Annotated in this window: 10 protein-coding genes; 4 read left to right on the forward strand and 6 right to left on the reverse strand. The window is 70.1% G+C overall.

Features of this window, described 5'->3' with window-relative positions; all coding sequences use genetic code 11:
* Nucleotides 1-229: 229 nt before the first annotated feature.
* Complete coding sequence (locus JIG36_RS34795; protein ID WP_203380659.1) at nt 230-1462, forward strand: reverse transcriptase family protein; 1233 nt, start codon at nt 230-232, stop codon at nt 1460-1462.
* A gap of 1 nt (nt 1463) precedes the next feature.
* Here JIG36_RS34795 and JIG36_RS34800 read toward each other — a convergent pair whose 3' ends face one another.
* A complete protein-coding gene (locus JIG36_RS34800) occupies nt 1464-1682 on the reverse strand; it encodes a hypothetical protein (protein WP_203380660.1) in 219 nt (72 codons plus the stop codon).
* Nucleotides 1683-1932: 250 nt separating this feature from the next.
* Here JIG36_RS34800 and JIG36_RS34805 point away from each other — a divergent pair, with 250 nt between their 5' ends.
* The 3 genes from JIG36_RS34805 to JIG36_RS34815 all read left to right on the forward strand — a co-directional run bounded on the left by JIG36_RS34805 (nt 1933) and on the right by JIG36_RS34815 (nt 5795).
* Nucleotides 1933-3582 (forward strand): glycosyltransferase family 2 protein, encoded by a 1650-nt coding sequence (locus JIG36_RS34805; RefSeq protein WP_203380661.1) that lies wholly within the window; start codon nt 1933-1935, stop codon nt 3580-3582.
* A complete protein-coding gene (locus tag JIG36_RS34810) occupies nt 3579-5063 on the forward strand; it encodes an ArnT family glycosyltransferase (protein WP_203380662.1) in 1485 nt (494 codons plus the stop codon). The genes JIG36_RS34805 and JIG36_RS34810 overlap by 4 nt, the downstream gene beginning before the upstream one ends.
* Nucleotides 5064-5138: 75 nt before the next feature.
* Nucleotides 5139-5795: a hypothetical protein gene (locus JIG36_RS34815; RefSeq protein ID WP_203380663.1), complete on the forward strand. Its 657-nt coding sequence runs from the start codon at nt 5139-5141 to the stop codon at nt 5793-5795.
* Nucleotides 5796-5880: 85 nt separating this feature from the next.
* Here the strand turns inward: JIG36_RS34815 and JIG36_RS34820 are convergent, their stop codons facing one another.
* The 5 genes from JIG36_RS34820 to JIG36_RS34840 form a co-directional block, all read right to left on the reverse strand.
* A complete protein-coding gene (locus JIG36_RS34820) occupies nt 5881-7236 on the reverse strand; it encodes a S28 family serine protease (RefSeq protein ID WP_203380664.1) in 1356 nt (451 codons plus the stop codon).
* A 28-nt stretch (nt 7237-7264) separates the two neighbouring features.
* On the reverse strand, nt 7265-8275 hold the full coding sequence (gene dmpG, locus JIG36_RS34825; protein WP_203380665.1) for a 4-hydroxy-2-oxovalerate aldolase: 1011 nt from the start codon (nt 8273-8275) through the stop codon (nt 7265-7267).
* Nucleotides 8272-9192, reverse strand: a complete 921-nt coding sequence (locus tag JIG36_RS34830; RefSeq protein WP_203380666.1) for an acetaldehyde dehydrogenase (acetylating) — start codon at nt 9190-9192, stop codon at nt 8272-8274. The genes dmpG and JIG36_RS34830 overlap by 4 nt, the downstream gene beginning before the upstream one ends.
* 70 nt (nt 9193-9262) lie before the next feature.
* Complete coding sequence (locus JIG36_RS34835; protein WP_203380667.1) at nt 9263-10033, reverse strand: 2-keto-4-pentenoate hydratase; 771 nt, start codon at nt 10031-10033, stop codon at nt 9263-9265.
* Nucleotides 10034-10192: 159 nt separating this feature from the next.
* On the reverse strand, nt 10193-10927 hold the full coding sequence (locus tag JIG36_RS34840) for an IclR family transcriptional regulator (RefSeq protein ID WP_203380668.1): 735 nt from the start codon (nt 10925-10927) through the stop codon (nt 10193-10195).
* Between the last annotated feature and the right edge of the window lie 257 nt (nt 10928-11184).

Below are 11184 nucleotides of genomic sequence, written 5' to 3' on the forward strand. Positions count from 1 at the left end.
TTTGTGGTCACTATGCTGGCCGGGTGGCAGCGTGTCCCGAGCTGGCCGTCGTCCGCCGTGAGCGGCGGCGAGGGCTCTTCGGGGTAACCCCGAGGAAGCAGGATTGACCACCGCAGCGCATCGCCGGCGCGCCGCAGCGCTTCGCGCTGGACAGCGCAGGCACGACCGGGAATCGTCGGGGCACGCTGCCGCCCTCAAGTGGTATGCGCCGCGCCGCCAACCCGCGTCGGTGGTGGCCGGCGCCCTGGCCGACGCGCTGCTCACCACGACCTGGCAGCCGGAAGAGATGGAAGCGGCCGTACGCTCCGTGGCCGCGGTCCCCGAGGCGTGGGCGCGACGACTGGTGCGGACCGTGCTGTCGGCCTACCCGCGCAACCCGGCCGACCGGCCCCGCGAGCTGCGCCGTTTCCTCACCGCGCGCCGGGCCTACATCCGGCATCGGCTGGTGACGCCGACCCACGCCGTACGGATGCGGTGGAACGCCCCGCCCATCAATGACCTGGCCGAACTCGCCGCGTTCCTGGAGCTCGACGGCGACGCCCTCGACTGGTACGCCGACCGCCGCGAGATCAACCGCCACGCCCGCGACGAGCGGCTGCGCCACTACCGGTACGCCTGGCTCCCGCACCGGCTGATCGAGGCACCCAAGCCCCTGCTGCGTGACCTGCAACGACGTCTGCTCGACGACGTTCTCGCGACGGCCCCGGTGCACGAGCACGCCCACGGTTTCGTGCCGGGCCGCGGAACCCACACGTTCGCGCGGGTCCACGCCGGGCGTGACGTGCTGGTGAGCATGGACCTGCGCGCGTTCTTCTCCAGCATCACCGCGGCCCGGATCTACGGCCTGTTCCGCGGCATCGGCTACCCCGAACCGGTCGCGCACGCCCTGACCGCGTTGACCACGACCCGTACGCCCGCTCATGTCCTGCGGGCCGCGCCGGACCCCCACCTGGCCGCGTTGTTGCGCCGGCCGCACCTGCCGCAGGGCGCGCCGACCTCGCCCGCCCTGGCCAACCTGTGCGCCTACCGCCTGGACCGCCGGCTGACCGGCCTGGCCGACCGGTTCGGCCTGACCTACGCGCGTTACGCCGACGACCTGGCCTTCTCGGGCACGCTCACGCACGCCCAGGTCGAACGGCTGGTCGCGCTGACCACGAGCATCGCCGCCGAGGAGGGCTTCCGGGTCCACCCGCACAAGACCCGCTTCCGCACCCAGGCCCAACGCCAGTCCGTGACCGGTCTGGTCGTCAACGACCGCCCGGCCGTTCCGCGCGAGGAGTACGACCGCCTGCGCGCGATCCTGCACAACGCCGCCACCCACGGCCTGGCCGAGGCCAACCGGGACGGCCACGCCGACTTCGCCGCCCATCTGACCGGGCGCGTCGCCTGGATGTCCCACCACCACCCGTCGCGGGCGGCCAAACTTCAAGACTTGCTCGTACGGGCGTTGTCCGCACCCTGAGTCACCAGTCGAGCGCCACCCGCCACTCGCTGCGGGGAACCACCGCGTATCGCTCCCCGTCACCGGGCGGGTGGCCCAGCACGTCTTCCACCGCCTGGGCCCGGCCCCGGCGAGCGGGCAGCCCGGGGCGCCGCGCCACCTCGCCGACCTCTTCCCAGGCGCCCGGGCCGGTCTCGCGGAGCACCACGTAGGCCGGCCGTGCCGGAACTGTCTCAGCCATGCCTCATTGTCCGTTGTCCCTGTGACAACCGTGACAGCCGGTCCTTTTTGATGGCAATGGCCCGGCTCGGAAACGGCCTGGTAACCGCCGCACAACGCGCCCAGCACGGGACGGGGGTCAACCGGCCGATCATCCGAACCGAACGGTCAGACCAATATCGGGTCGGCCTCCGATGGACGCGGCGACGTCCGTACGGAAAGACTCTTTGGCGCTTCACCTCTTTCCTACCAAGCGCGTGACGAGGAGAGACGTGGCTATCTACGCGTCCGGGCTGACATCGGTGGAACCCCGGCGAGGCGGGACGACCCCACCGCCGTCGGTCGTCCGGGCCGGAACCTGGCAGGGCCGGCTGTCGTGGCTGACTCCCCCGACCGACGCCGAACGGGACGAGTATCTGCGGCGCGGGCAGCACCGCTGGCTGTTCTGGGCCCAGGCCGCGGCCCTGGTCGGGGTCGCCGTCAGCCTCTACGGGCTGGCCCAGAACTCGTACTGGACCTTCGTCTTCGTCCTTCCGCTGCTCGCCTTCGTGATCGAGCAGGTGCTGGCGCTGCGCACCTCGACCTACCGGCGGCGCATCACCCTGGCCGGCCACCGCCGCAAGGTCGACACCTGGGCTCCGGCCTCGGTGCCGTCGGTGGACGTGTTCCTGCCGGTCTGCGGCGAGGAGATCTCACTCATCGACAACACCGCGTTCCACGCTGCCCGGCTGCGCTGGCCCGGCACGGTCACCGTCTATCTGCTGGACGACGCCGGTGACCCCGCGGTGGAACGGCTGGCCCGCCGGTACGGGTTCCGCTACCTGGCGCGGCCCGGATCCGCGTACAAGAAAGCCGGGAATCTGCAGTGGGCGTTCGAGCGGTCGACCGGTGACCACATCACGATCCTCGACGCCGACTTCGTGCCGCGCGACGACTACCTGCTGGAGCTCGTGCCGTACATGGACGACCCGGACGTCGGCATCGTGCAGAGCCCGCAGCTGTTCTTCACCGACCGCCGGATGACCTGGCTGGAACGCTGCGCGGGCGCCACCCAGGAGATGTTCTACCGGTTCATCCAGCCCAGCCGGGACGCGACCGGCGCCGCCATCTGCGTGGGCACGTCGGCCATCTATCGGCGCGCGGCGCTGGCCGCGATCGGTGGCTTCCCGCTGATCGGGCACAGCGAGGACGTCTACACCGGCATCGAGATGGCCAAGGTGGGCTACCGGCTGCGCTACGTCGCCACGCTGGTCAGCCGCGGCCGCTGCCCCGACGACGTGGACGCCTTCATCACCCAGCAGTACCGCTGGTGCGAGGGCTCGATGTCGCTGCTGGCCGACCCGGAGTTCCACCAGCAGGCCTGGATGACGCCCGGGCAGCGGGCCAGCTACTGGTCGGGCTTCGCCTACTACCTGACGACCAGCATGAACGCGCTGCTGGCGCCGCTCGCCTCGATCATCATGCTGTGGTTCTTCCCCGACCGGATCTCGAACATCGACGCCCTGCCCCTGGCCGGCGCGACCCTGGTCTGGCTGGTCCTGTTCCCGCTGGTCGCCGTGGGCCGGTGGCGGATCGACGTGCTGCGCGTGCAGACCGTCTACAGCTTCGCCCACCTGTTCTGCCTGCTGGACATGGCCCGGGGTCGCCGGCTCGACTGGGTTCCCACCGGGCGCAGCGGCCCGCGCAAGGGCGGCAGCGGGCGGGTGCGGGTCTTCATGTCCGCCTATCTCAGCGTCACCCAGCTTCTTGTGCTCGCCGGGCTGGCGGTCGAGGTGCTGCGCGCCGGGCCGGCCGACCGGTGGGCGTTGGTTCTGCTGACCGCGGTCAACGCGTACGTCTTCGTGCCCGTGGCGGTGCTGGGCTGGCGGGCGACGCTGGCCCGCCGGTCCGGGGCGCCCTCGCACCGGAGCGTGTTCGCGTGACTCTGGCGGGTGCGATCGCCACCTCGATGGTGCCGGCGCGGCACCGGTCCCGCGCCGCGCAGTGGCTGCCGTATCTGCCGGCCGCAGTGGTTCTGGCCGTCCAGGCCGTGCTGACGTTGCGCCTGGACAACATCGCGAACGTCGACGAGGCGCTCTACATCAACGCGGGGCACGCCTACATCGCCGAGTGGTCGGGCGGGCCGAAGGCACCGGACTACGGCGGCTTCTTCTCCGGCTTTCCGCTCGCCTACCCCGTCTTCGGCGCCGTGATCGACCATTTCGGCGGGCTGGAGGCGGCGCGCGTCGCCAGCCTGCTCCTGACCTTCGTCGCCGTCGCCTGCTGCGGCTCGATCGCCGCGTGGCTCGCCGGTCCGGACCGGGCCACGGTCGCCCGCCCGGTCGCCATGGCGTTCGCCGCGCTGGCCGGACCGACCCTCTTCGTGGGGAACCTGGCCACGTTCGACGCGCCCTGCGCAGTGGCGGTGATCGGATCGGCGGCACTGGCCATGACCCGCCGCTCGTACGCCACCGCCGTGCTGGCCGGGGTCATCGCGGGCGCCGGCGCGGTCGTGAAGTACACCGGCGCGCCCTTCATCCTGGTCACCGCCGGTCTGGCGCTGCTCTGCGAGCCGACCGTACGTCGCGGCATCGCCCGCGCGCTGGTGGTGCTGACCACCGCGGTGGCCAGTGTGCTCGCGGTCTACCTGCCGAACGCGTCGTGGATCAACGGCGGTATCGCCTTCACGACGACCAACCGCGAGGCGCACAACTATCGCGACCTCACCTTCCTGCTCGGCGAATACCTGCTCGGCATGGGTCTGCTCACCGCGCTCGCCCTGGCCGGGTTGATCCTCCTGGTACGGCGGACCCGCACGGTCCGGCACGCTCTGATCGGCTGCGCGATGATCGGCGCCGGGCTGGCGGTGTCGGTGAGCCAGGGCCGCCTGCACGAGTACACGTCGTTCAACAAGCACCTGATCTTCACGGCGCTCTTCCTCGCGCCGCTGGCCGCCCAGGCCGCGGTCCTCCCCCGCGTCCGCCTGGTCCGGCCCGCGGTCATCGTGCTGTCGCTCTACCTGCTCACCGTGGGCGCGCTGTACCGGTCCGACTTCATGTACCACGAATGGCCCGACTTCAGCCCGGTCGTCGAGCGCATCCACCAGATCGACCAGCCCGGCATCTACATGGGCATCGGCGGCCACGCCATGGCGTACTACTCGAAGGACTACCCCGAGATGGAGTGGGTGGAGCCCTTCACGCTGTACGGCTCCGGGCCGGGCCAGATGCGCGAAGAGGTCGCGGAGGCCCGATATGCGGGGATCGTTCTGACCACGGGCGCGACCGGGAGCGACGCCCTCGACCGCAACACCGCCCTGATGCTGGACCTGCTCGGCAAGAGCCCCGACTACGAGCTGGCCGGCCGCTGGCCGAAACACCGCTACGACACCAACGAGTTCTACCTCTATATGCGCAGATCCTGATCCCTGACGCTCAGGCGATCGCCGACCCGGCCGAACTGTGCAGGACGCGCCAGAACGCCCGGGGGAGGATCGGAAATGTCGCAGCAGGAGTGGATCTCGTCGTCGTCCGGCTACGGCAAGCCGGCTTCGGGCCGCAACAAGCTCCCGTACGTCCTGGGCACGCTGGGCGCCCTCGTAGCCTTCTTCGTGGTCGGCGTCATGGTCGTCGCCGCCGCCGCCGGCGTGATCGGCGGTGGCGCACCCATCGAGATCGTCGAGGCCCGCCCGGCCGAGCTCGTGCCCACCACCAAGCCCCCCGCCGCCACCAAGGTCAAGGCGGTCCCCGCGCGCACCACCAAGCCCACCGTCACCAAGACGACCACGGCCAAGCCGAAGCCGACCCGCACCGGCCCCACCTACAAGGAGCTGGACGCCCGCACCTGGCTCACGATCGTCAAGGACCCCGACGCCCACTCCGGCGACCGCATCCTCATCTACGGCCGCATCGCCCAGTTCGACGCCGCCACCGGCGCCGACCGTTTCCTGGCACTCACCGGCCCCACCCCGTACCAGGATTCCTCGGTGGTCGCGGCCGCGTTCCGGGGCAACCCGAAGCTGCTGAAGAACTTCGTCAAGGACGACCTGTTCCAGGCCAACGCCGTCGTCCTCGGCACCACCGCCTACCGCACCCTGGACGGCGTCACCACCAAGGTGCCCGACCTGCGCATCAAGTCGATCAAGGCCCTCTCCTGACCACTGCGGCCTCCTCGACGGCCCCCATCATGCACGCCACGGGGCCCGCCGCGTCCTCGGACGATGACACGGCGGGCCTGACTCCTTAGTGGCGACGCGGGTCGAGCATGTCTTCGAAGGGCAGGGGGTCGGCCGCGGCCCTGGTGGTCAGGGTGGCCGGCACGCCCGCCCAGCGGCGCAGCGTTGCGGTGGCCTCCGCGGCCTCGTCCGGGTTCAGGCGGGAGATGTTCGCGCCGTGGTTGGCGCCGGGTGCCACGTACAGCGCGGAATCACGGCGGCTCGGTGCAAAGCGTTCGGCGCCCCACGGGTCGTTCTCGCCGTAGACGAACATCATGCGCTGCGACGCCGTGCGGACCCACAGGTCGACGTCGATCATCGGGAACGGGTTGTGGCGGGAGCGCAGCTCGGCCGGCAGCGACGAGTTCGCCGTATAGATGCCGGGGTAGCGCCGCAGGTCGCGCAGGTGGGTGAAGCGCAGCGAGGGCCAGCCCAATTGCGTGGCGGCCTGGTAGTAGTACGGCCAGTAGGGCTCGAGCCCGGCGTCGGTGTAGAACGACCAGCCGGCCACGCCGTCGATCCAGTCGTAGATCTCGTCGTCGGTGGCGGTCGCCGGCGGCACCGAGGCGCAGTCGGCGGCCAGGCTGTACTGCCAGAACGCCCACACGGTGTCGAGCACGGTCAGCTCGAACGACCGGTCGGCGGTCCCGACCGTACGGGAGAAGGAAAAACCGGATGCGGCGAGTCTGGGCACAAGGCGGTCACGCCGCTTCAGAGCTTCCCGCTGTACGCCGTTCAACGCGCTGCGGCAGGCCGCGTCCCCGACCGTGGCGAAGAACCGGTCGTACGCGGAATCGAGGTCGTTGAGCGAGTCGTTCGGGGCCACGTAGGCCACCACGCCGTCGACGTCGTTCGGATAGAACCGCCGGTGGTAGACCGAGGTCATCCCGCCCTTGCTGCCACCGGTCTGGATCCACTTGGTCGAATAGATCGTCTTGAGCGCCGTGACGATCCGGTGCTCGTCGCTGGCTTCCTGCCAGATGGTGAGGTCGGACCAGTCGGCCGGCGCCGGCCGCGACGGCGTGAAGAAGCGGTGCTCGACCGACACCTGGTTGGCGTCGAGCAGCCGGGTCGGTTCGGTGCGGCCCGGCTGCGGGTTCGCGGCCAGCCCGTAGCCGCTGGTCGACAGCACCACCGGCGCGTCGGTCGAGCGGTGCAGCAGGGTGAGCCGTTGCTCGTACGTGCCCGCGTTCGGTCGTTTGTGGTCGACCGGCTGGCGATAGGTGAGAACGAAGAACCGGTAGCCGGTGGGGGCGCTCTGCGACACCACGGTCAGGCCGGGTATCGCCGTGAGCCGGTCGAGCAGGTCGTCGGCTGCTGCTGCCGGGATCGCCGGCAGCAGCAGGGCCATTACGGAGACGAGTACCGTCAGAAGTCGACGCATTGAAGCATGCTAATCCCCGGGCTTCCTGCTACGCCTTTCCCGCGGTCAGATCCAAGGCGATGTCGACGATCAGGTCCTCCTGGCCCCCGACCAGGCCGCGCTTGCCGACCTCGACCAGGATCGTGCGCACGTCCACGTTGTAGCGCTCGGCCGCGACCTCGGCGTGGCGCAGGAACGAGCTGTAGACACCGGCGTACCCGAGGGTCAACGTCTCGCGGTCGACCCGCACCGGGCGGTCCTGCAACGGCCGTACGAGATCCTCGGCCGCGTCCTGCAACGCGAACAGGTCGCAGCCGTGCTCCCAGCCCCTGAGGTTCGCCACCGCCACGAACGGCTCGATCGGGCAGTTGCCGGCGCCCGCGCCCTGACCGGCCAGCGAGGCGTCCACGCGATAGACGCCCTCCTCGACCGCGATCATCGAGTTCGCCACCGACAGCGACAGGTTCTCGTGAGCGTGGATGCCGATCTCGGTGGCCGGGTCGAGCACGTCCCGGTAGGCACGGATGCGGTCCCGGACGCCGTCCATCATCAGGCGGCCGCCCGAGTCGGTGACATAGACACAGTGCGCGCCGTACGACTCCATCAGTTTCGCCTGCCCGGCCAGCACCTCGGGCGGGGCCATGTGGCTCATCATCAGGAACCCGGAGACGTCCATGCCGAGCTCGCGGGCCGTCGCGATGTGCTGCGCCGACACGTCGGCCTCGGTGCAGTGGGTGGCGATGCGGACCGAGCGGACCCCCAGCGCGTACGCCTGCTTGAGCTCGGCGATCGTCCCGATGCCGGGCAGCAGCAGGGTGGTCAGGCGGGCCCGGTTGATGTTGGCCGCCGCGACCTCGAGCCACTGCCAGTCGGTGTGCGAGCCCGGGCCGTAGTTGAGGCTGCCGCCGGCCAGGCCGTCGCCGTGCGAGACCTCGATGCCGTCCACGCCCGCCGCGTCCAGGGCGCCGACGATCTTCGCGACCGCGTCCAGTTCCATGCGGTGCCGGACGGCGTGCATGCCGTCCCGCAGGGTCACGTCCTGGATGAAGAGCCGGGTCATGCCGCGATCCTCTCCGCCGCGGCGATCGCCGCCGACGTCATGATGTCGAGATTTCCCGCGTACGCGGGCAGGTAGTGAGCGGCCCCCTCGACCTCGAGGAACACCGACACCTGGTGGGTGACCGGAGCCGACCCGGCCAACGTGTGCACGGGCTGACCGTCGGGGATGGGCGTGATCTGCACCTGCTGCTTGAGCCGGTATCCGGGCACGTACCCCGACACGACCTTGACCATCGCCTCGACCGACGCCTTGATCTCCTCGCGCACCACGTTGTCGGGCGCGTTCACCAGGCACAGCACGGTGTCCCGCATGATCAGCGGCGGGTCGGCCGGGTTCAGCACGATGATCGCCTTGCCCCGGGTGGCGCCGCCGACCTTCTCGATGGCGTGCGCGGTCGTCTCGGTGAACTCGTCGATGTTGGCCCGCGTGCCCGGTCCGGCCGACTTGGAGGCGATCGAGGCGACAATTTCCGCGTACGGCACCGCCGCCACCTTGGAGACCGCGGCCACGATCGGAATCGTCGCCTGTCCCCCACAGGTCACCATGTTGATGTTGCGCGCGCCCTCGTGCTCGTCGAGGTTGACCGCCGGCACCACGAACGGCCCGATCGCGGCCGGGGTCAGATCGATCAGGATCTTCCCGTACGGCTCCAGCTTCTTCGCGTTGGCCAGATGCGCCCCCGCCGAGGTCGCATCAAAGATGATCTCGATGTCGGCAAACCCGTCCATCGCGATCAGGCCGTCCACCCCGTCGGCGGTCGTCGCGACGCCGAGACGGCCGGCCCGCGCCAGCCCGTCCGAGGCCGGGTCGATACCGACCATCGCCACGATCTCCAGCCGTTCCGACAGCCGAAGAATCTTGATCATGAGGTCGGTGCCGATGTTGCCCGACCCGATGACCGCTACTTTTGTCCCCATCAGGCCTCTCCGCCGTTAGTCGTTTCCGCCGCGCCGGCCGTTCTCGCTGCGCTGGTGGCTGGTGCCTTCATCAGGCGTCGCCGAAGTTGGTCGCGACCGTGCCCAGCCCGGTCAGCGTGGCCGACACCCGCATCCCCGGAGTCACCGGAACCATCGGCCCGAGCGCACCCGAGAGCACCACCTGTCCCGCCCGCAGCGGGTCGCCGTAGTCCCGGGCCGCCGTCGCCAGCCAGGCCAGCGCGGCCAGCGGATCCCCGAGGCAGGCCGCCCCCGACCCCTTGGACACGACTTCCCCGCCCACGGTCATCTCCATCTGGATGTCGACCGGGTTCACCTCGTCCAGAGTCTTCCGAGCCGCACCCAGCACGAACAGCCCACTGGAGGCGTTGTCCGCGATCGTGTCGGCGATGCTGATGTCCCACCCCGCGACCCGGCTGTCCACGATCTCGAGCGCGGGCGCCATCACGTCGACGGCCGCCCGTACGTCCTCGGCGGTGAAGTCCCCCACCAGGTCGGCCTTGAGCAGAAACGCCACTTCGGCTTCGATCCGCGGCTGCAGCAGCCCACTCACCGGCACCGGATCGAGCCCGCTGACGTCCATGTCCTCGAAGAGCACCCCGAAGTCCGGCTGATCCACCCCCAGCTGCTTCTGCACGGCCGGCGAGGTAAGCCCGATCTTGTGCCCCACAAGCCGGCGCGTCTTCAGCCGAAGCTCGGTCTGCTCCCGCTGCACGGCATAGGCAGCCGCAATATCCTCGGCGCCGATAAGGTCACGAACAGGCGCGCACGGAACCCCCGTACGCACCGCGTCAAGCAGGCGCTGAGCCGCTGGCGATGTCATAGCCCAGACGATGCCAACCCCAGCCGCATTTGTCCTAGCAATGAGTTCCGCTATGCGGAACACCCAAGCCGACCACCCTCCCGAACACGCCCCGCCTGCAGCATCACCGCCCACGCACACCGCGCAACGCCGCCTGCCCCCGCGCGACCAGCCGGCGCGCTAGGCGGAGCGCCGCGCCAGCGTGATCGCGATTCCCGCCGCGGCCGCCTTCACCGAGGCCCCGTGCTTACGCGGGTGGAACCGGGTCGCCGGCCCCGCCACGCTGATCGCCGCCACCGCCAGGTCATCGCCGTCCAGCACAGGCGCGCCCACACAGACGATCCCGACCGCCGATTCCTCCGCCTCGTATGTGAGCCCCGTCTCCGCCGCCTCGTCGAGCTGACGCCGCAGCATCACCGCCGAAGTCACCGTCCGCGGCGCGAGCCGGCCCAGGGGCCGGGTGAGCACGTCCTCCCGTACGGAATCCGGAGCGAACGCCAACAGCGCCTTCCCGATAGCCGTGGCATGCAGCGGAAGCCGCCCACCCAGCCGCGACGGCGCCCGGGCCTGCCGATGCCCACCGATCTTCGCCACGTAGACGACCTCACCCCCTTCCCGCAGCCCGAGGTGAACCGTCTCGTGCGTACGTTCATAGAGGTCTTCAAGAAACGGCGTAGCCACTTCGATCAGGCTCCGCTCGACCGAGGCCCGCATCCCGAGCGCGAACAGATGCCCACTGAGGTGAAACTTGCCGTCCACCCGGTCCAGCAACCGCGCGTCGACCATCTCACCGGTCAGCCGGTGAAGGGTCGCCTTGGCCAGCCCCGTACGCCGCTGCAACTCAGCAAACCCGATCCCCCGATCATCGGCCGTGAAGGAGTCCAGAATGAGCGACACCTTCCCGATCACAGACATGCCGCCAGCCTAACGACGCCCAGCCCCCACCAGGCGTTGTCCACAGCCGCGGGGTTATCCACAGCGCAGCCCCGCCGACCCCGCAAAGATCGCCATTTTGCGCCACACTTCAGCGCAGGGTGGTGGCCCCCTAGCCTCCGTCTTTCATTAAGCAGCGAGGGTTTGTTGCCGCGGTGAGCTGGCGGCGAGGTTAGTGGCCAGGGCAGGTGGTATCGCCCGGCCGGAGGCCGGGTTGCTCCCTGGGTCCTGGTTGTTGG

It is taken from the genome of Paractinoplanes ovalisporus (genome assembly GCF_016834655.1).
Taxonomy (GTDB): Bacteria; Actinomycetota; Actinomycetes; order Mycobacteriales; family Micromonosporaceae; genus Actinoplanes; species Actinoplanes ovalisporus.

Bases quoted from the DNA above. Each gene is read 5' to 3' on its own strand.
- JIG36_RS34800 (WP_203380660.1), bottom strand. From the start codon at position 1,682: ATGGCTGAGACAGTTCCGGCACGGCCGGCCTACGTGGTGCTCCGCGAG.
- JIG36_RS34815 (WP_203380663.1), top strand. From the start codon at position 5,139: ATGTCGCAGCAGGAGTGGATCTCGTCGTCGTCCGGCTACGGCAAGCCG.
- JIG36_RS34820 (WP_203380664.1), bottom strand. From the start codon at position 7,236: ATGCGTCGACTTCTGACGGTACTCGTCTCCGTAATGGCCCTGCTGCTG.
- dmpG (WP_203380665.1), bottom strand. From the start codon at position 8,275: ATGACCCGGCTCTTCATCCAGGACGTGACCCTGCGGGACGGCATGCAC.
- JIG36_RS34830 (WP_203380666.1), bottom strand. From the start codon at position 9,192: ATGGGGACAAAAGTAGCGGTCATCGGGTCGGGCAACATCGGCACCGAC.
- JIG36_RS34835 (WP_203380667.1), bottom strand. From the start codon at position 10,033: ATGACATCGCCAGCGGCTCAGCGCCTGCTTGACGCGGTGCGTACGGGG.
- JIG36_RS34840 (WP_203380668.1), bottom strand. From the start codon at position 10,927: ATGTCTGTGATCGGGAAGGTGTCGCTCATTCTGGACTCCTTCACGGCC.